Origin of the sequence: Allobosea sp. TAB14 (assembly GCF_052113865.1) — a bacterium.
In the GTDB taxonomy this organism is placed as follows: domain Bacteria; phylum Pseudomonadota; class Alphaproteobacteria; order Rhizobiales; family Beijerinckiaceae; genus Allobosea; species Allobosea spartocytisi.
Window position 1 is genome coordinate 1 of the sequence record NZ_JBFRDQ010000051.1, and the last position, 19,979, is coordinate 19,979.

17 protein-coding genes are annotated in these 19,979 nt (G+C 68.1%); 7 read left to right on the forward strand and 10 right to left on the reverse strand.

Annotation, left to right across the window (positions count from 1 at the left end; all coding sequences use genetic code 11):
• From lepB to AB4Y99_RS10005, 5 genes are all read left to right on the forward strand, one after another.
• Nucleotides 1–286: signal peptidase I (gene lepB / locus AB4Y99_RS09985; RefSeq protein ID WP_441523198.1), on the forward strand; the 286-nt coding region annotated here is incomplete at its 5' end.
• Nucleotides 283–1,014 (forward strand): ribonuclease III, encoded by a 732-nt coding sequence (gene rnc, locus AB4Y99_RS09990; protein ID WP_260368319.1) that lies wholly within the window; start codon nt 283–285, stop codon nt 1,012–1,014. The genes lepB and rnc, both read left to right, overlap by 4 nt.
• A complete protein-coding gene (era, locus tag AB4Y99_RS09995; RefSeq protein WP_142020692.1) occupies nt 1,007–1,918 on the forward strand; it encodes a GTPase Era in 912 nt (303 codons plus the stop codon). The genes rnc and era overlap by 8 nt, the downstream gene beginning before the upstream one ends.
• Before the next feature lie 21 nt (nt 1,919–1,939).
• The gene (locus AB4Y99_RS10000) at nt 1,940–2,491 is read left to right on the forward strand and encodes a sugar O-acetyltransferase (RefSeq protein WP_441523199.1); all 552 of its coding nucleotides are present in this window, start codon (nt 1,940–1,942) and stop codon (nt 2,489–2,491) included.
• Nucleotides 2,492–2,689: 198 nt separating this feature from the next.
• A complete protein-coding gene (locus tag AB4Y99_RS10005) occupies nt 2,690–3,325 on the forward strand; it encodes a LabA-like NYN domain-containing protein (protein WP_038368345.1) in 636 nt (211 codons plus the stop codon).
• Between the two features lie 24 nt (nt 3,326–3,349).
• Here AB4Y99_RS10005 and smpB read toward each other — a convergent pair whose 3' ends face one another.
• Genes smpB through dapA form a run of 3 tightly spaced genes read right to left on the reverse strand, consistent with a single transcriptional unit; the run spans nt 3,350 to nt 5,414 of the window.
• Nucleotides 3,350–3,823 (reverse strand): SsrA-binding protein SmpB, encoded by a 474-nt coding sequence (gene smpB / locus AB4Y99_RS10010; RefSeq protein WP_441523200.1) that lies wholly within the window; start codon nt 3,821–3,823, stop codon nt 3,350–3,352.
• Nucleotides 3,820–4,467, reverse strand: a complete 648-nt coding sequence (locus AB4Y99_RS10015) for an FMN-binding negative transcriptional regulator (protein WP_441523201.1) — start codon at nt 4,465–4,467, stop codon at nt 3,820–3,822. Before AB4Y99_RS10015 ends, smpB begins: the two co-directional genes overlap by 4 nt.
• Nucleotides 4,468–4,520: 53 nt before the next feature.
• Nucleotides 4,521–5,414, reverse strand: coding sequence for a 4-hydroxy-tetrahydrodipicolinate synthase (dapA, locus tag AB4Y99_RS10020; protein ID WP_441523202.1), 894 nt, complete (start codon nt 5,412–5,414; stop codon nt 4,521–4,523).
• A gap of 171 nt (nt 5,415–5,585) precedes the next feature.
• Here dapA and AB4Y99_RS10025 point away from each other — a divergent pair, with 171 nt between their 5' ends.
• Together AB4Y99_RS10025 and AB4Y99_RS10030 are read left to right on the forward strand one after the other, a co-directional pair.
• Nucleotides 5,586–7,664 (forward strand): lytic transglycosylase domain-containing protein, encoded by a 2,079-nt coding sequence (locus AB4Y99_RS10025; protein ID WP_441523203.1) that lies wholly within the window; start codon nt 5,586–5,588, stop codon nt 7,662–7,664.
• A gap of 8 nt (nt 7,665–7,672) precedes the next feature.
• Nucleotides 7,673–8,560: an alpha/beta fold hydrolase gene (locus tag AB4Y99_RS10030; RefSeq protein ID WP_441523204.1), complete on the forward strand. Its 888-nt coding sequence runs from the start codon at nt 7,673–7,675 to the stop codon at nt 8,558–8,560.
• Nucleotides 8,561–8,585: 25 nt separating this feature from the next.
• Here the strand turns inward: AB4Y99_RS10030 and AB4Y99_RS10035 are convergent, their stop codons facing one another.
• The 7 genes from AB4Y99_RS10035 to AB4Y99_RS10065 form a co-directional block, all read right to left on the reverse strand.
• Complete coding sequence (locus AB4Y99_RS10035; protein WP_441523205.1) at nt 8,586–9,650, reverse strand: hypothetical protein; 1,065 nt, start codon at nt 9,648–9,650, stop codon at nt 8,586–8,588.
• 10 nt (nt 9,651–9,660) lie between these two features.
• Nucleotides 9,661–9,948 (reverse strand): OmpA family protein, encoded by a 288-nt coding sequence (locus AB4Y99_RS10040; protein WP_441523206.1) that lies wholly within the window; start codon nt 9,946–9,948, stop codon nt 9,661–9,663.
• Nucleotides 9,945–11,717, reverse strand: a complete 1,773-nt coding sequence (locus tag AB4Y99_RS10045) for a hypothetical protein (protein ID WP_441523207.1) — start codon at nt 11,715–11,717, stop codon at nt 9,945–9,947. Before AB4Y99_RS10045 ends, AB4Y99_RS10040 begins: the two co-directional genes overlap by 4 nt.
• Nucleotides 11,718–12,091: 374 nt before the next feature.
• Nucleotides 12,092–13,477, reverse strand: a complete 1,386-nt coding sequence (locus tag AB4Y99_RS10050; RefSeq protein ID WP_142020688.1) for a porin — start codon at nt 13,475–13,477, stop codon at nt 12,092–12,094.
• A gap of 390 nt (nt 13,478–13,867) precedes the next feature.
• A complete protein-coding gene (locus tag AB4Y99_RS10055; protein WP_441523208.1) occupies nt 13,868–17,617 on the reverse strand; it encodes a translocation/assembly module TamB domain-containing protein in 3,750 nt (1,249 codons plus the stop codon).
• The gene (locus AB4Y99_RS10060) at nt 17,563–17,913 is read right to left on the reverse strand and encodes a hypothetical protein (protein WP_441523209.1); all 351 of its coding nucleotides are present in this window, start codon (nt 17,911–17,913) and stop codon (nt 17,563–17,565) included. The genes AB4Y99_RS10055 and AB4Y99_RS10060 overlap by 55 nt, the downstream gene beginning before the upstream one ends.
• Complete coding sequence (locus tag AB4Y99_RS10065) at nt 17,913–19,925, reverse strand: autotransporter assembly complex protein TamA (RefSeq protein WP_441523210.1); 2,013 nt, start codon at nt 19,923–19,925, stop codon at nt 17,913–17,915. Before AB4Y99_RS10065 ends, AB4Y99_RS10060 begins: the two co-directional genes overlap by 1 nt.
• Between the last annotated feature and the right edge of the window lie 54 nt (nt 19,926–19,979).

A 19,979-nucleotide genomic window follows, 5' to 3' on the forward strand; every position in this document is an offset into this window, starting at 1 on the left:
GCCCAACGGCGTGAGCCACGAGATCATCGAGCGCGAGGGCGACACCGGCACCTTCGACAACACCCAGGTCTTCACCGTGCCGCCCGGCCATTTCTTCATGATGGGCGACAACCGCGACAATTCGCTCGACTCGCGCGACCGCAGCGTCGGCTACGTGCCCTTCGAGAACCTCGTCGGGCGGGCGGAGATCATCTTCTTCTCGATCGACGAGGGCGCTTCGGCCTGGAAGATCTGGGAATGGCCCTCCACGGTTCGCTGGAACCGGATCTTCAGCACCATCAAGTGAGCAAAGCGGCTGAAGGCGGGCGCAAGGCCCCGGACACGGCGCGGCTCGAAGCCACGCTCGGACATCGTTTCAACGACAAGGCCCTGCTGGCGACGGCGCTCACCCATATGAGCGCCGAGGAATTGCGGCTGGCGAGCTATCAGCGCCTGGAATTCCTCGGCGACCGCGTGCTCGGCCTCTCGATCGCTGACATGCTGTTCCGGCGCTATCCGCAATCCGAGGAAGGCGATCTCTCGCGCCGGCTCGCCGATCTCGTGCGCAAGGAGACCTGCGCCGAGGTGGCGCAGAGCTGGAATCTCGGCCAGTTCATGCGGCTCGGCGACGGCGAGATCCTGGGCGGCGCCCGCAAGAACAAGGCGATCCTGGCGGATGCCTGCGAGGCGATCATCGGCGCGGTCTTCATCGATGGCGGCTACGAGGCGGCGCGCGCGCTGGTCGAGCGCGGCTTCGGCGAGCGGCTGATGAAGCCGGTGCGCCCCTTGCGCGACGCCAAGACCGCGCTGCAGGAATGGGCGCAAGGCAAGGGCTACCCGACGCCGACCTATAGCGAGCTCGGCCGCTCGGGGCCGGACCACGCGCCGGTTTTCATGGTTGCGGCGAAAATCACCGGGCTCGAGGACGCGGAAGCGCGCGGTCCATCGAAACGGCTGGCCGAGCAGGCCGCGGCCGAAGCTTTTCTGAAACGCGAGGGTTTGTGGAACGACAAGCCGGAGGGCGACAATGTCTGAGGCCAACCAACCCACACGCTGCGGCTTCGTCGCGCTGATCGGCGCGCCGAATGCCGGCAAGTCGACGCTGCTCAACCAGCTCGTCGGCGCCAAGGTCTCGATCGTCTCGCGCAAGGTGCAGACGACGCGCACGCAGGTGCGCGGCATCGCCCTGTCGGGGCCGACGCAGGTCATCTTCGTCGATACGCCCGGCATCTTCGCGCCCAAGCGCCGGCTCGACCGCGCCATGGTGACGAGCGCCTGGGGCGGCGCCACCGATGCCGACCTGATCGGCGTGCTGATCGACGTCGCCCGCTTCGAGCATGAGGAAAACACCGCGCTGCTGGAGAAGCTCTCCGAGCTGAAGCAGCCGAAATTCCTGATCCTCAACAAGATCGACACGGTGGCGAAGGAAAAGCTGCTCGAGATCACCGCCAAGGTGAACGAGCTCGGCCAGTTCGAGGCGACCTTCATGGTCGCGGCACTGACCGGCTACGGCGTCAAGGACATCCTCGTCTGGCTGGAGAAGCGCCTTCCCCTCGGCCCCTGGCTTTACCCGGAGGACCAGATCTCGGATGCGCCGCTGCGCTTCCTCGCCGCCGAGATCACCCGCGAGAAGATCTTCGAGCGGCTCCACGACGAGTTGCCCTACCGCTCGACAGTCGAGACCGAGAGCTGGCAGCAGCGTCCCGACGGCTCGGTCCGCATCGAGCAGACGATCTATGTCGAGCGCGAGGGCCAGCGGAAGATCGTGCTCGGCGAAGGCGGCCAGACCATCAAGGCGATCGGCCAGAAGGCGCGCGTCGAGATTTCCGAGGCGGCCGAGGCCAAGGTGCATCTCTTCCTGTTCGTGAAGGTGCGCGAGAACTGGAGCGACGATCCGGAACGCTACCGCGAGATGGGGCTGGAGTTCCCCAAGGGCTGAGCCGGGCACGGGACAGCCGCCATGCGCAGCGAAAAGGACAGGATGCTCGCGGGCGAGCTCTATCGCGCCGACGATCCCGAACTGGTCGCCGATCAGCGCCGCATCAGCGCCTGGATGGAACGCTTCAACGCCACCACCGCCAGGCCGGAGGAGAGGCCCGCGCTCTTGCGCGAAGCGCTCGGGCATGTCGGGCGCGACGTCACCATCCGACCGCCCTTCCATTGCGACTACGGCTACAACATCAGCCTCGGCGACGGCGTTTTCCTGAACTTCAACTGCGTCATCCTCGACGTGGTCGCGGTGGTGATCGGCCAGGGCACGCAGATCGGGCMGGGCGTGCAGATCCTGACGGCCGACCATCCGCGCGATCCCGGGGAGCGTGCACGGATGCTGGAATTCGGCCGGCCTGTCGGCATCGGCCGCAACGTCTGGATCGGCGGCGGCTCGATCATCCTGCCCGGTGTCACGATAGGCGACGACGCCATCATCGGCGCGGGCAGCGTGGTCACGCGCGACGTACCGGCCGGCACGACCGTCGCCGGCAATCCGGCGCGTCCCCTCGGCCGCAGATGAGCGGGCCGTAGACGGGTGCCGGACCGATTGCCGCAAGCCCCTACCGCTTCACCGGCAGCCCCAACGGAACGGGCATGCGCGACAGATCGCCACGCAATTGTCATATGAAACGAGGCTATTCTCCGTGAATTGACATTGTTCCAACGCGATTGGCCCCCATCTTGAATATTTGATGACATTTCAGCAGGAGTTGTTGCCATGGCCGCCTCACCGCGCATTGCGCTGTTCATCGACGGCGCCAATCTTTATGCAACCTCGAAGCAATTGGGCTTCGACATGGATTACCGCCGGTTGCTGCGCGAGTTTCAGGGACGCGGCAACCTGATCCGCGCGTTCTATTTCACCACGCTGGTGGAGAGCGAGGAGTATTCCTCGATCCGCCCGCTGGTCGACTGGCTCGATTACAACGGCTAYCGSGTCATCACCAAGGCGGCCAARGARTTCACCGAYGCGACCGGKCGCCGSCGSGTCAARGGCAACATGGATATCGAGCTGGCGATCGAGATGCTCGAGCTCGCGCCGCATCTTGACCAGATCTACCTGTTCTCCGGCGACGGCGATTTCCGGCCGCTGGTCGAAGCCGTGCAGCGCAAGGGCGTGAAGGTCTGGGTGGTCTCGACCATCTCGACCAACCCGCCGATGGTCTCCGACGAGCTGCGCCGCCAGTGCGACGAATTCCTCGACCTCGCCCAGCTCATGCCGAAGATCGGGCGCGACCCGGCCGAGCGCAGTGCCCGTAGCGGCGGCGCGCCGGGCGGGCCGGTGACGCCTGGCAATCCCGGGCTGGAGCGGCGCTACGGCATCCGCCAGGGCGACGAGCCGGTCGAGGGGTGAGTTTGGCGCGGGACCGGCGCCGCCCTACCCGCCGCTCTTCAACAACCGCTGCTTGTCGCGATTCCAGTCGCGCTCTTTCTCGGTCTCGCGCTTGTCGTGGAGCTTCTTGCCCTTGCCGAGGCCGAGCTCGACCTTCGCCCTGCCCTTGTCGTTGAAATAGACCTTGAGCGGGATCAGGGCCATGCCCTCGCGCTGGACCGCGCCCATCAGCTTGTTGATCTCCCGCCTGTGAAGCAGGAGCTTCCGCGGCCGGCGGACCTCGTGATTGAAGCGGTTCGCCTCGAGATATTCCGGGATATGGGCGTTGAACAGGAAGAGCTCCGTCCCCATCGGGCCGGCATAGCTCTCGCTGATCGTCGCCTTGCCGCCGCGCAGCGACTTGATCTCGGTCCCCTGCAGGGCGATGCCCGCCTCCACGGTTTCCTTGATCTCGTAGTTGAAGCGCGCCTTGCGATTATCGGCGGCGAGCCTGTAGCGCTCTGGATCGGGCTTTTTCATACGTTCCCGCCGAATCCATGTTCCCTGACGAGCGCTGCCATCGCCTGCGATTCCGATTCAGGATCGGCGCTCAAGCCGTTGAGAACGCCGAGCTTGTCATCCTCGCGCCGATTCTGGCTGAGCTTGAACTTGCCGATGATCGAGGCGATCTCGACCTCGATGCCGACGATGCCGCGGGTCTGTGCCGCGATGAAGGGCTCGGGCGCGTCGGTCACGGCCCAGGGCTCGGCGCGGGGCGCCTCCTGCTGCCGCGTCAGCGATTCGAGCTGGGCGCGCAGCCAGGCCGGGTCCTCGATGGTGCGGGCGGAACCGCGCACCTGCACCGTGACGTAGTTCCAGGTCGGCACGACCTTGCCGGTCTCGCGCTTGGTCGCATACCAGGCGGGCGTGACATAGCGCTCGACGCCGGTGAAGATCACCAGCGTCTCGGCATCGGCCGCGATCGCCTTCCATTGCGCGTTGGGGCGGGCGARATGGGCCCGCAGCACGCCGTTCTCGCCGATATCCTCATGCAGGACGAAGGGCACGGGATTGGCGATCAGGCCGCCCTCGCCCACCGTCACCAGCGTGGCGAGCGGATGCTGGCGGATGACCGCGTGCAGCTGCGCGCGGTCCTCGACCTTGAAGTGACTGGGCTCGTACATCGTTCCGGTATCCCTGGCTTCGGCCGGGGCGACCGGTCGAACACAATCCCTATTTAGGCATTCATCAGCCCGGCGAAAACCATGGCCTCGCGGATCACCTTCCCCGTCGCCGGCGTCACCGGCAGCAGCGGCAGGCGGATCTCCTCCTCGATGCGGCCGAGCAGCTTCAGGCCATGCTTGGCGCCGGCGAGGCCCGGCTCCTTGAAGGTGGCGTCATGGAGCGGCACCAGCCGGTCCTGCACCTTCAACGCCTTGGCGTAATCGCCCTTGAGCGCGGCCTCCATCAGGTCGGCGCAGAGGCGCGGCGCGACATTGGCGACCACCGAGATGCAGCCATGGCCGCCAGCCGCCATATAGGCCAGCGCCGTCATGTCCTCGCCCGAGAGCTGGATGAAATCCGGCCCCATCGCGTGGCGCTGCTGCGAGACGCGCGCGAGGTTGGCGGTGGCGTCCTTCACTCCGGCGATGTTCTTGAGCTCGTAGAGCCGGGCCATCGTCTCGACCAACATGTCGACCACCGAGCGCGGCGGGATGTTGTAGATGATGATCGGAATGCCGACCGCGTCGTTCACCRCCTTGAARTGCTGGTACATGCCCTCCTGGGTSGGCTTGTTGTAATAGGGCGTGACGACGAGGAGAGCGTTGGCGCCCGCCTTCTCGGCGTGGACGGCGAGGTCGATGGCTTCCGTCGTGTTGTTGGAGCCGGCACCGGCGATGACCGGAACGCGGCCCTTGTTCTGGGCGACGACGATCTCGACGACGCGCTTGTGCTCGTCATGGGAGAGCGTCGGGCTCTCGCCGGTGGTGCCGACCGGGACGAGGCCGGTCGAGCCGCTCTCGATCTGCCAATCGACCAGCGCCCGCAGTGCAGCCTCGTCGACCTTGCCGTCTTTGAACGGCGTGACCAGAGCGGGCATCGAGCCGGTAAAGGCGGGGTGCTTGGTCATGAGGACGATCCTGAAAGGCAGAAACACGGGGTTACGGGCCGTCACACATAAACCCTCACCTCGCCAAGGCAAAGCCAACAACCCATGAAATTGCGTGGCTTCATAGTTAAGCTTTCATCAACCCGCTTCCCCGACCATCATCCGATGCCAGCACGAGGATGGAGACACGCCATGGCCTCGCCTGCCCTCCGGCGACGATTGCCGGGCGTCCTGCTGCCTCTGATGCTCTGCGCCTCCACGACCCGGGCGGGCGACGACGGCATGCTCGCCAGCCAGCAGACGCTGGCCATGATCCGCGACGTCGAGACCACCAGCTCGCTGCCGCCCTATCCCCCTGCCGCGCTCCCGGGAGACGAAACGGTCAATCTCGAGATGGTGCGCTCGGCGGTCGCGGCCTATCGCAAGGGCGCGCTGGCGGACGGCGACGCCCTCGCCGCGAGGATCGACGAGCCGGGCACCCGCGCTTTGCTGGAATGGGTCGCGATCCATGCCAATGCCGGGGTCGTGCCCTTCACGCGGATCGACGCCTTCCTGCGCGATCACCCGAACTATCCGGCCACCACCCGGTTTCGACGCCGGGCCGAAGAGGCCCTGATCGCAGAAAAGAAGAGCCCCGCCGTCATCCGCGCCTTCTTCCACGGCCGGCAGCCGGTCTCGCCCTCCGGGCGCATCGCGCTGGCGCTGGCGCTCAAGGACGAAGGCAAGAGCGACGATGCGCTCGCCCTCATCCGGCAAAGCTGGCGCAAGGACCCGTTCGGGCAGGCGCTGGAGAAGATCGTCCTGGCGCAGTTCGGCGATGCCTTGACCAGGGAAGACCATCGCCTGCGCACCGAGCGCTACCTGTTCCGCCAGGATGGGCCGGCGGCCCTGCGCAGCGCAGCGCGCGTCTCGGCCGACTATGTCCCGCTGGCCCGTGCCCGCCTCGCCAGCGCCGGGGCCCGGCGTCCGATCTCCGAGAAGCTGATCTCGGCCGTGCCGGCCTCGTTGCGCGGCGACATCTCCTTCGCCTTCCTGCAGGCGCAGCAGGCGCGGCGCAGCGACAAGCTCGACGATGCCGCCAAGGCCCTGACGGCCATTCCGCGCGACCCAGCGCTGCTGGGCGACGGCGATGGCTGGTGGGAGGAGCGGCGCATCCTGTCGCGCAAGCTGCTCGATGCCGGCAATGCGCAGAAAGCCTATGAGGTCGCGGCCGGGCATGGCGCCGAGGACGCGCCCGAACGCATCGAAGCCGAATGGCAGGCGGGCTTCATCGCATTGCGCTTCCTGAAGAACGCCGAGGCGGCGCTGAAGCATTTCGACGCTGCCGCCACCGTGGCGGAGACGCCGATTTCGGTGGCGCGCGCCGCCTATTGGCGCGGTCGCGCCTATGAGGCGCTCGACAAGCCGGAAGAAGCGAAAGCGGCCTTCGGGAAGGCGGCCGAACAGCCCGTCGCCTATTACGGGCAGCTCGCGCGGGCCAGGCTCGGCCTCGCCGACCTGCCGCTGCGGCTCACGGCCGCCGCTGGCCTCGATACGCTGCCGGGCCATCGCGGTGTGCGCCTGCTCTACAAGATCGGTGAGCGCGACCTCGCCAACCTGATGCTCGCCGATCTGGCGCAGCGCCTGCACACGGCCGCCGCGCTGGAGACGATCGCGGCCATCGCCCGCAGGGAGGCCGATGCGCGCACCCTCGTCGCCATCGGCAAATCCGCGCTGCAGCGAGGCTTCCCGCTCGACCAGGCGGCCTATCCGACCCATGGCGTGCCGGATTTCGACGTGCTGGGCGATCCGATGGAGCGCGCCATCGTCCACGCCATCGCGCGGCAGGAAAGCGCCTTCGACCCGACCGCCATGTCGCAGGCCGGCGCGCGGGGGCTGATGCAGATGATGCCGGCGACCGCCCGCGAGACGGCGCGCCGGGCCGGCCTGCCCTTCGACTRGGAGAAGCTGGGGCAGGATCCGCTCTATGCGGCGCGGATGGGCGCGGCCCATCTCAACGACCTGCTCAGGGAATGGCGCGGCTCCTACATCCTGACCTTCGCCGCCTATAATGCCGGCTCGCCCAATGTGAAGAAGTGGATCGCCGCCTATGGCGACCCGCGCGATCCGGAAGTCGATGCCGTCGACTGGGTCGAGCGCATTCCTTTCTCCGAGACGCGCAACTACGTCCAGCGCGTGATGGAGAATCTGCAGGTCTACCGGCAGCGGCTGAACCAGCGCACCGCCTATCTGATCGACTACGACTTGAAGCGGGGCGGCCGACGCGATTAGCTCGGGGGATGGACACCGGCTTCGCTTCCCGCTTCTTCACAGCTTCCGACGGGCTCAAGCTGCATGCCCGCGATTACGGCCCCCTCGCCTCGCCGGCGCTGCCGGTGATCTGCCTGCCCGGCTTCGCCCGGACCGCCGCCGATTTCCACGAGGTCGCGCTCGCATTGTCGCAGGACGAGACGAAGCCGCGCCGCGTGCTCGCGCTGGATTATCGCGGGCGCGGCCTCTCGGCCTATGACGCCAACTGGAAGAACTACGACATCCGCGTCGAACTCGACGATTTGATGCAGGTGCTGGTGGTAGCCGGCATCGAGCGGGCGGCGTTCATCGGCACCTCGCGCGGCGGCCTGCTCACCATGGCCCTGGCGGCGGCGCGGCCTGCCGTCATCACGGGCGTGGTGTTCAACGATGTCGGCCCGGTCATCGATGCGCGTGGCCTGCTGCGCATTCGCGGCTATGTCGGCAAACTGCCCAAGCCGCGCAGCTTTTCGGAAGGCGCGGAGATCCTGAAGCGGCTCTCCGACCAGCAATTTCCGCTGCTGGGCGATGCCGAGTGGGACTTGATGGCGCGGCGGACCTGGACCGATCGCGACGGGCCGCTCAGGCCGGACTACGACACCAACCTGATGAAGGTGCTGGAAGAGCTCGACCTCGAAGCGCCGCTGCCGGTGCTCTGGCCCTATTTCGAGGCCTTGCAGGGCGTGCCGATTCTGGCGATCCGCGGCGCGAATTCCGACCTGCTCGCCGAGAAAACCTTGCAGGAGATGGCCGAACGCCACCCGGATTGCGAAACCCATGTCGCGCCCGGACAAGGCCATGCGCCGCTGCTCGGCAGCAAGGACATGATCCGCCGCATCGGCAAGCTCATCGCCAAGGCGGAGCGGCGGGCGGGCTAGATCGCGGCGCGTCCGGTCCGATGCGTCAGGATTTCGCCTTCGCGCGCTCGGCCTTCAGCGTCCGCGAATGCTGCGTGTCGCCGCCATGGGCGAGGATTCCGGCGTCCTCGCGCCAGTTCTCGGAAAGGCCACGGCCGGGCGCCCCGGCGAAGGCGGAGGCATAGCGCATCTCCTCGTCGCCGAGAGCGGCGATCTGGTCGAAATGCCAGATGCCGAGCCGGTTGAGATCGGCTGCGATCGCCGGTCCGATGCCCTTGATCAGCGTCAGATCGTCGGGCTTGCCATCCCGCGCCGCGGCGAGCAGATGTTCCGGCCGCCGCCCTTCGAAGCCRTCGCCTTCGAGCGCCGCGACATTGCCCTGCCCGGCCGAGCCGTCATCACGCGAGGTCTCGACGAGCCCGGCGCGGGCGCGGTCGGCGAATTCCGTGGTCTCGCCGGTGGCCAGGCGCTTCGCCTGACCGACCCAGTCCTCGCGCTCGATGCGTCCGGGAAAAGCGAGATAGCCCCCGATCCATTCGACGTTCTCCGGAGTCCAGGCGGCGATCTGCTCGAAATGCCAGATGCCGAGCCCGTGCAGGCGCCCCTCGTTCTGCCGGCCGATCCCCTTGATGAGCTTGAGGTCGTCAGCCTTGCCGCCGCGCGCCTCGGCCAATGCGGCAGGCCTCTGGCCGGGCAGCGCCTCCTCGTTCTCGACGGGCGGAAGCGTCCGGCCGGCCTCTGCCGGTGCCTGAACCGCGGCAATGGCGGGCTCGCTGGCCGCAACCGGCACGGCCGTCGATACGGCCGCAGCCGAGGCGGTGGCCGTTTCCTTCACATGATCGTCGAGCGGGTGCAGCAGCGTGCCGGCCACGCAGYCGAGCCAATAGACCGCGACGAAGAGCAAGGCCGTTTCGAGCCACATCGCCGCCACGCCGTTGACGAGCTGCAACCAGGCCAGGACCGCGCCGCAAAGCCAGAGCAAGGCAACGAGGCTCCAGCCACGACTCCAGAAGCGGCGCGCTGACCCGCTCTGGCTGATCCAGCCCATGACGAAGCCCAGCACGAGAGCGGCCAGGAGAAACCAGACGAACTGGCTGGCGAGATAGAGCATGGTCCCCTCCCTACTTCGCCACCGTGAACTGAACCCGGCGGTTCATCTCGCGCGCCTGGGGGGCGCCATAGGGCAGCAATGGCCGCGTGCTGCCATAGCCCTTCACCACGAGCTGGGCGGGATCGATGCCGCGCCGCGCCAGTTCGTCCCGCACGCGCTCGGCCCGCCGCATCGACAGGTCGAGATTGTCGAAGCCGCGCCATTCGCCGTCGCGATTGGCGTGGCCCTCGATGGTGACGCGCGCGCCCGGGCATTTCTTCAGAATGGACGCAGCCTCGCCGATGACGCGCTCGGTCACGGGGTCGAGATCCTGGCGGCCTGGGCGAAGCCGTCCGGTGCCCCAGGCAGAATCACGGTCGTGTCCTCAAGCTTGTCGGCGAGCGGCGTTTCCGCGACGAGGGCGTGCAACGCCGCGCGCGTCGCCTCATCCGGCAGATAGCCGGAAAAGACCGCGCCACCGCGATCGGCCGAGAGCGACAGGCCATAAGGCCGGACCGTCACCGTTGCCATGGCGGACGGCAGCACGAGCCCCGCGGGGCGGGCACCGGCCAGCAAGGCCTGCAAGCCCTGCCAGCCTGCCGCATCGGCGGCTTCGCCCGCGATCGAGAGGGCATTGTCGCGGATCTGGACCGATCCGGCCTTGAGCTTCGACAGCGCTTCCAGCGCGTAGCCGGCCGAAGCGGCGAAATCGCCGGCAGAGGAGCCGCCCGCCGCAAGCTCCATGCGGTCCTCCACGATCGCACCGCCGAAGAGCCGCCCGGCCTGTGCGAGAAGGCTCGCTTTGGCCCCCGTATCGGGCACGGTCCCGGACAGCGTCAGCCGCTCTCCGGAAAGCCGGGCCGTCCAGGGGGCGACCGGAACCGGTTTCGCCGGCGGTGTCGGCGCTTGCGGTGCGGCAGCCGAAGCCGCGGGCGGCGCTCCGGATGGGGATGATTGCCTCCGAGTGCCGGGATCGGGCGCGGGCGCCGGAATCACATCATGCAGGACCGGGCCCGGAATCTCCGGCAAGGGCGGCATGACCGGCTCAGGAGGCGCCGGGGGGCATTCGATCGTCGCCTGCGCGACCGAGTCGGGACCATCGAGCTGGGCGATCTGCAGCAGGAGCGCCTGACAGGCGGCATAGTCACTCGGACCGAGGCCCGAAAGCTTATAGGCATCGCCATCGATCTCCGCCTTGCCGGTTCTGAGCCGGGCCAGCTCCGAAGCGGCCCGCCTTACCTTGGCGAGGAAAGCGGACGGCGCGCCGACGCCCGGCAACATCCCGTCACGGATCGCGACAGGCGACGGAAAGGCCGTCTGGAAGGCCGCGAGAATCTGCCGTCGCGTCGCCTCGTCGGGAACGAAGCCTTGGATCTCGACCGTGTCGAGCGTCGTGTGGGCCGCACTCCAGCGATAGGGCGAGATCGTCGGCGGCTCGAGCCCGCAGGACACGGCGCTGAACCCGGCAACCGGGGGCTTCGTGCCGATCGCCTCCAAGGCCAGGAAAGCCTCGGGGCTTGCGGCCTTGCCCTCAATGCAGAAGCGACCGTCATCCAGCGCGATCCGCCCGGTCGCCAGCCGAGGCAAGGCGGCGATCATCGCGGCGCTCATGGCCGCGAATCTCTGGGGAGCACCGAAAGCGACCGTCTGGCGATCGTCGATCCTGAGACCCGGCAAGGCCGCGCCGGCCGCGGCGACATTGGCATCCGCGACCGAGAGGTCGGGGACGAAGCCGCCGATGGTCACGACATTGGGCAAGCGGCTGACGAACCAGGAATAGGGCTTCTGGGCAACGACCTGGGACAGGCCGCCGAGAGCCCGGCGCACGCCGAATTCCCCGCGCAGCTGGGCCATGGCCTTCGCCGCCCCGTCTGACGACATGACTTCGCCACCGATCGTGACGTCGCGCCCCTCGACCTGCGCGGTCACCGGCCTCGCCCCCGGAGTGGCTCCCGCGCTTGCCTCCACGGCCCGCTCGGCCCGGTTGGCGACATCCCGCTGGATCGCATCGTCGAGAAGCAGATTGCCCGCGCCCCAGAGCAGCGCCAGCGGAATCACGCCCCAGAGCCAGCGCGTCGGTTGAGACATCGTTCGCCCCTCATTCCCCGCCGCCCCCGCAGCGAAGCCAGCCAGATCGCAGCCCGCATCCGCGCGGACGCAACGTCGCGATCCGTTCCTTTATCCCAACACAGGATCGTTCCGACAAGGGGATGCCACGTTTCGGGCCAAGGCTCCAGCCCATCGCCTCGATGGCATTGCAATCAAGGGGTTGGAGCCAATTCCAAAGTTATCGAATCAAGCTGGCGCAGCGCCGTCGTCACCCGCCAGGACCATGCGTCGGGCCGCTCGGCTCAATCAGTCCGGATCGGCCGGAGCCGCCAGCGACGACTATCGGCGGACAGATAGACAACAAAAAAGCCCCGGGTTTCCCCGGGGCTTCCGACTAGGATCGCGAGAGGCGATCAGAAGTCGCGCTGGATGCGCAGGCGGCCAGCAACCGAGTCTTCCGACTTGATGCCGAGGAGCGCGCTGCGAGCGTTGCCATTGTTCACGAGGCCGACCGGCGAACGAACATCGAGGTGCGAGTAGAGTACTTCGACGCCGATATCCAGGCCGGAGACCGGCGACCAGATCAGGTTGGCAGCGAGCAGGAACTCCTTCGGGTCAGCCGAGCGAGCGGTGACGCCGTTGAAAGCAACCGCAGCGGCGTCGAGGTACTTGAGCTTCAGCTCAGAGTACGAACCGGTGATCTCGGTGCGCAGGGTGGGGGTCCAGAAGTGGCGGAACGCCGCAACAACCGACCAGCCCTTCGAGTTCTCGACATTGCCGGTGATCGGGTTGATCGCGGCATCAGCCAGCGTCAGACCACCGATGCGGCCGAGGCCGAGGCTGCCAGCGGACCAGCCGAGGTAGCCGAGAGCGCCGTCAGCATAAGCAGCCTGCAGCCAGAAGGCGTCGCCAGCGGCGAGCATCGGCAGGTTGATCTTCACGCCGCCCTGGACGGCCCAGATCATCTCGTCGCCGTTGACAGCGTTGAGAGCCGCAGCCGTGGCGTACTTACGCTGGCCGACAGCGCCGGACAGCTGAGCCGAACCCCAGCCCTGATCGACGCGCAGCGACGCGATCAGATCCGGATAGTCCTGGCCCTGGACGACGGCCGCAGCAGCGGCGCCGCCAACCAGCGCGTTGAAGGCAACGCCCGGCAGCTCGCGGCCGGTCGTGCCCGAGGTGCGGTCTTCCGCCGAGATCGTGGCCGAGAAGCCCGAACCGAAGGTGGCGGTGTAGGCCAACAGGTTGACGCGCGAGTCAGCCGTACGAACCGAAGCGAAGTTCAGGTCCGAAGCGTAGAAGTCGAAGAACGACTGAGCGCGACCAGCGGTGATCGGGCCGAACTGGACGAAGGCCAGGTCGAGCAGCGAGCCGGTGGAGGTCGACGAAGCGCCGCGGACGAAGCCCGGGACGGTCGCACCGACGTTGAACGGGGTGACGCCGCCGGCGCCGTAGATGCCGGTGTTGTTCGTCAGCTCGTAGCGGATGAAGGTGCGCAGCGTGCCGTAGGCGGTCGCGGTGCGGACGTCGATGTTCAGACGGCCACGGGCGCGGGTGCCGTAGGCATCCTGATAGTCGCTGTAGCGGGTGCCGATAGCGTACTCGGCGCGAACGCGGCCCGAGATGCGCAGGCAGGAGTCGGTGCCCGGGATATAGAAGAAGCCGGCACCGTAGGCGGTGCAGACGCGAACGTATTCGACCGGAGCGGCCTTCCGCGAGGGAAGGTCAGCGGCCTGAGCCCCGGCGACCGCGGCGATGCCGGCGGCGGAACCGAGGAGGAGGCTCTTGACGAGCTTCATTTGGTAACCTCCAAAAGAGTTTCGAGACCCTCGGGCTTCGGCTTGCCCCCCGCCCCAGACTTGTCGTCTGATCGCAGAACCTGCCTCTTCCCGGTCTTTCGCCCACGTCCCTGACCCAATTCAGAGGCGAAGACGAAAAACAGCGACCGGGAACGTCCCGACGCATTTCCACCATACGAAAGCGGACTTGCCGATCAACCATGATCGGACCCCAGAGGTCGCCTGGGGGGTGCTTTGGAAACTGGTGTTGCAGGCGAGCCACGCTTTGACCGCCGAAATTCACAAAGCGTTAACCAGACCAGCCCGCGAGGCCGGTGTTTTGGCGCTGCAACATGGCTTTGACGGCGAATCTCGGGGGCGAATCCCCGTATGGCGGCCGAATCCCGCGAGTCAGTATTCCCACTCGGCGCCGACGCCGACCGCAGCGCTGCCATCCGCGCCCGTCTCGGCCTGCAGCTTCAGGCGCTTGGTGACGTCGATGCCGACCGAGACGCCGCTGTCCTCCGGCTTGGCGCCGACCTTCACCCCGACCGAGACATTATCGCTGATGTAGCGCGAGGCGCCCACGGTCGGGCCGCCCTCGCCCATCTGGATGTCGAGATTGTCGACGCCCAGCGATTTGCGCAGCCGCTCGAAGGTGTCGTCGCCGCCGCCACCGGCGAACTGCGCCGCCGCCTGCGCGAGCTGAACCGCCTGGAAGGGCGAGAGCGAGCCCGAAGCCCGCGCGAAGAGCAGCCGCGACAGCACCTCGTCCTGCGGCAGTTGCGGCTCGGAGGTGAAGGCGAAGGCCGGCTGATCGGCCGGGCCGCTGACGATGATCTTGGCGGTCACGTCSGMGGCGCGGGTCTCGGCGACGAAATCGAGMTCSGGAATCASGCCRCCSGYGAAGGTCAGSCGSCCGCGRCTGAAGTCGAGACGCTGGGTCAGCACGTTGAGCCGGCCGCGGCGCAGATCGAAGCCGCCGTCGAGCGCGGGAGCCGYCAGCGTGCCGCCGACGCGAATCTCGCCGCCGAGTTCGGCGTCGATGCCGCGCCCCCGGATGAAGACGCGGCTCGGGGCCGAGACGGTGAAGGCCAGCGCCGCATCGAAGGCCGGCGCGGCCCGGCCACGGCTGCCACGCGCCTTCTGCGCCTTGCGCGCGGCGGCAAGACGAGCGGCAGCGGTGCCCTTGGCATTGACGTGCTTGATGCCGTCGACCGGCCTGAGCGAAGCCGGTAGGCGATCGGGCACCGCGACATCCAGCGAGACGACGTCGATCCGTCCGCCGATGCGCGGACGCTGCGTCAGCGGGCCGGAGATCTCGAGATTGAGCCCGGCGACAGCGGTGACGAGACCGCTAGAGACGAGCTGGGCGCGATTGCCCTGGATGCGGATCGAGCCCGGGAAGCCGGCGGCGGGATCGACCTTGACCTGCCCGCTCGCCGAAATCGTGCCGCCATTGGGCGTGCTCGCCGAGGCGCTGTCGATCGTCAGGTTGTCGCCGTTGGCCGCGACGCGCGCCCGCATATCGGTGAGGCGCACGCCCTGCAGCGCATCGGTGAAGCTGCCATTGGAGAGCGTGGCGCTGCCGCTGAGGCGCGGCGCCGTGGGCGTGCCCTCGGCGCGCATGTCGATGGCGACCGCGCCGGTCAGGCGCTGGCCGTTGACCGCGAGCATGGGGTTGGCGAGTGCGGCGTCGAGACGCCCCTGCGCAGCCAGAGACAGGGCACCGGCCGCATTGAGCGGGGCGGTGCCACGCAGAGTCAGGCTTGCGCCGCGGCCGGCATTGAGGGTCGCCTCGACGCTGGTGGCGTTGCCCTTGAAGGCGCCCTGCCCCGCGATCTCGACCGGCGGCAAGCCGGCCTGCTGCGTCTCCGGCGTCACCAAACGGGCGATCCGCAGGTTCCAGGGGCCGGACAGCGCATCCGGCCTGCCCTGAACCTGTGCCTGCGCGTTGAGCGTGCCCGAGAGGTTGAGGCTCGGCGCCACGATGCGCGCAGCCGAGAGAGGCACGTCGCGCGCGACGAAACGCAGGTCGAGCGTCTCGCCCGCCTTGCCGTCGAGCGTGACGCGGCCGCCATCGATCGCGAGCGCGAGCCCGGCGATCTCGACGCCCGAGGCCGGAAAGCTGAAGGTTGCGGGATTGGCGAGCGTGATGGCGCGGCCGTCGCGGCGGGCGTCAAAGGAGGCGACCTCAAGCTTCAGCGGCTCGCCCGGCACCAATCGGCCGGCACCCTTCAGGGCGAAGCCGCGCGCATTGGCACTGAGCGTGAAGGCGCTGGCCTCGGGCGCGCCCTTCGAATCGAAGCGGATCGCGCTGATCGTCTCGCCGGCCGCGACGGCGCGGTCGATGGCGATCGCGGCGTCGAGCATCGGACGGCCGTAGATATCCTTCGCACCGATGGTTGCGTCGAGCTTGTCGATCGAGACGGAAGGCCCGGCGAGCTTGGTGCCGCGCGCGGTCAGGTCGATGTTCTGGCGGCCTTCCGGGGTCGCAAGCGTGATGTCGGCGTCGAGCTGKCCGCCGAGCYTGGTSAGSGCCAGMGCCGAGAGATCGTCGAGATTGCGSGCGGYGAGCGTCAGGCGGCCGGCGGCCCGGCTGGCCGGATCGAGCGTCACGGCACCGTTGAGGCGCACCGAGCCGATGGCGAGGTCGAGCTGGGAGAGGTTCCAGCCATCGTCCGGCTGGCGGTTCAGCGCGATCGTGCCGGTTGCCGGCTTGGCGTCGATCTCACCGGCGAGGGTAATGCGGGAATCGAGCGCGCCCTGCAAATCCTTGACCACGGCGTCGATGGCGAGCCGCGGGATCGGTCTTGCCAGCGCAGTCGCATTGGCAACGGCGATGCGGGCGGTGGCATCGAGCTTCCTGAGCGGGCCCGTGATCTCCGCATTGACGTCACCGCGACCTGAGAGGCGCTGATCGGCGCGCTTGAGATCCGGCAGGGCGAGCGCAAGCTTGAGATCCGAGGCGTTCTGGCCGAGCGCGCCGTCGGCGGTGAAGGTGGCGTGCTGGCCCGCCACCTTGAGCCCGGAGACGGTGTAGTCGCCGGCAAGCGCGTTGACCTTGCCGGCGAGCGTGAGGCTGCCGGCAAGCAGCCGGTCGAGCACGGCGTCGCCGGTGGCGAGGCGCTCCGCCTTGCCGCTTAGCGTTGCGGCATAGCTGCTGAGCTTGGGCGTGGCGTCGAGCTCGGCGGCGATCTCGGCCCTGCCTCCGAGCGGGCGCCGGGCGAGGCCGCTCAGCCGGGCGAGATCGGGCAGTACCGCCTTGAGCTGGCCGAGAACGCGGGCCTGACCGAGCTTGCCCTTGTAATCCAGCTCGACGCCGGAGAGCGCCAGGCGCAGCGTCTCGAAATCGGCGGTGGCGTCGTCATTGCCGGTGCCGCGCAAGGTGAAGGTCACCTTGTCGCCGACGGCCTTGGCCAAAGCCTGATCCGTCAGGGCGATGCCGCTCGCCTCGCCGTCGCTGGTCAGCGCGATGCGGCTGCCGGGCTCGCCGATCGTGCCGCTCGGCTTGGCGTTGAAGGTCAGCCCCACCTTGCCGAAGCGGCCCGCCGGCAGCTTCGCGTCCTCGGCGTCCAGCCTGGCGGCAACGATCGGGCCGGCGACGGGGCCGCGGATCGTCGCGTCGAAGGCGAGCTTGCCGATCTCGGCGCCGGAGGCCACGGTGCGGCCCTCCGCATTGGGGCGTGCGGCGGCAGTGACGCGCAGGTCGAGCGTCCTGTCGGCGTTGTAGCGGCCGAGCACATCGAGCCGCGCCAGTGCGGAGACGAGCGCGAGGTTGCGGATGTCGGCGCCGCCGCCATCGGCGAAGCCGACCGCGCCGTCGAGCCGGGTCGAGCCCGCGAAGACCGGCGCCACCGGCGCCGGCATCAGCCCCTCGATGCGGGCATCGAGCGCGAGCGCAAGCTGCCGCTCCGCACCGGCGCGGTTGAGCGTCGCCGAGCCGTCCGCGCCAATGGTCGGGCCGGCCGTGAAGGTCAGGTTCGAGCGGAAGGAATCGAGCGGTCCGTCGCCGTTCAGGTCGAGCTTGACCGGYGGCTCCCCCGGCAGCCCGGCCGCCTTCGAGATCAGGCCGCCGGCCGGCTCGTCGAGCTTGGCGGCGAGCCTCAGCCGCGTGCTTTCCGGCACGAAGGACAGGTCGACATTGAAGTTCCCGCCCATATCGAGCCGCCGCGCCTCGAATTTGAGGTCGAGGCCCTCATTGGGGGGACCGAGCTCGAGATCAGATCGGCGACGACGCCGCGATCGGTCTGGGCGTTCTGGGCAAAGCCGCCGAAATGAGCCGAGGCGAGAAAGCCGACCGTCAGCAGCAAGGCGAAGAGCGCCAGAGACACTCCACGCTTCTTCGCAACACGGAATGTCTCCGGGTTTCTGCTGGCTCGCATTTTCTTCACGCGAAACGGTGCCCACTTCGCTTGAAAATGTTTCAACCGCGGAAAGCTCAGGAGGCGGCGCATCAGAAGGCCTGCCCGATGCTGACATAGAGCGCGACGGGCTTGTCGCCCTTGCGCGGATTGAGGGGCGCCGCGACATCGACGCGGATCGGCCCGATCGAGGTATAGTAGCGAAAGCCGAGGCCGGCGGCCATCTGCAGCTTCTGCTTGCCGTCGGGCAGGCTCGATTCGAACGCGGTGCCGGCATCGAAGAACGGCACGATTCCGATGGTCTCGGTGATCTTGATGCGGGCTTCCGCCGACAATTCGAGAAGGCTGCGCCCACCGGTGAGCTGTCCGAACGGCCCGAGCGGCGAAAGCGAGCGATAAGCATAGCCGCGCACCGAACCGCCGCCGCCGGCATAGAAGCGCCGCGTCGCCGGGATCTCGTCGAGGCTCGCGCCCGAAATCGAGCCGAAGCCGACGCGACCGGCCAGGACATAGCGCGCATCCTCGTCGAGCGCGTAATAGCCGGAGACAGCGGCCTTGGCCTGGTAGATGCCGACCGTCGAGCCGAGGAAGGTCGGATAGGGCGTGAAGGACGCCGTGGCGCGGATGCCGCGCGTCGGGTCGAGCAGGCTGTCGGTCGAATCGTAGTTCACCGAAAGCGGCAGGCCGACCAGCGTGTAGTCGACCTGGCCCAGCACGTCGCTGGTCTGGCCGCGTTCCACTTCCAGCCCGGCCTGCACCGAGAAGGTGTCGCTGAAGCGATAGCGGATCGCCGTGGTGGCGTTGGCGTAGCGGGCGGTGTAGCCGCCATACCGGTTGGTGCCGACGCGCTCGCGGGTAGCGACGCCGTCGAGCAGCCAGTCATAGCGGCTGCCGTCCAGAGCCGGCTTCATGAAGCTGAAGGCGAAGCGGCCGCCGAGGTCCGAGCGCTCGAAATCGCCGAATCTCTGGATCTTGGTGCCGTCGATGCGCGGGGCGAAGAAGACGCTGGATTCCAGCCGCAGACGCTCGGCCCCGCCGAACAGGTTGCGATGCTCCCAATAGACCTTCACCGCCGGGCCATCGATCGTCGAATAACGGGCGGAGAAGCCGAGAAGCCGCTTGGGACGCTCCGTCACCTCGACGAAGATCGGCAGATTCCCCGCCCCGTCGAGCTTGTCCGCCTCCCGGATGCGCACCGAGGCGACGGCGGGGATCTTGGCGATCGATTTGCGCGTGTCGGCCAGCGCCTTGGGCGAATAGGGATCGCCCGGCTCGAGATAGATGAAGGAGCGCACGACCTCGGGCGGGATCTCGTCGGTCTGGCCCACGGTGATGTCGCCGAAGCCGGCGAGCGGGCCGGGATCGAGCACATAGGTCACGTCCATGATGCCGGCGGCATGATCGACCACCGGTCGCAGTTCCACCACCTTGGCGAGCGGATGCGACTGCGCGCGCATATGGTCGATGAGCCCGGCCTGCGCGGCACGCAGGGAGGCGGCCGTCGCCGGTTGGCCCGCCTTCAGCTTGGAGACCTTGAGGGGATCGGCGATCGCGGCCGAGCCGGCCCTGTCTCGTTCGACGATGTCGATGTTGCGGAAGCCGAAGACCTTGCCAGGACGAACCCTGACGGTGATCGGCACGGCGTCGCGGTTGCGGTGGGCTTCCAGCRCACGGATGAGCGGCGCGCCCGGCTCGGCCCCGACCGCCAGCGGCACGCCATCGACGACGAGGGCGACATCGGCGTTGAAGTAACCCTGCGACCAGAGTGCATCGACGAGCGGATTGAGATCGGCCGCCATGCGGCGCGACAAGCTCTCGCCATCGGGCGGCGCGTCCTGCCGCAGGCGATAGAGCAAGGAGGCGTCCTGCAGGGTGCGCGTCAGCGCCTTGGCGTCGTCGGCCTCGCCGAGGTCGAAGTCGAGCTTGTAGGGCAGCGTCGCGGCACTGGGAGCCGGCGGCTCGTCCTTCCTGGTGAAGAGGCCGAAGACATCCAGCGAGGAGAGATCGAAAGCTTTGGCAGGATCAGCCTGCAAGCCGACGAGCGCCGCAAACGCATAACCGCCGCCCAATGCCACCGTCTGGCTCGCCCTTCGCCAGAACCGCATCCGTCCTCCAAGCAACCCCCGGCCGCAACATCAAAAACTATTCGATGAGCATGG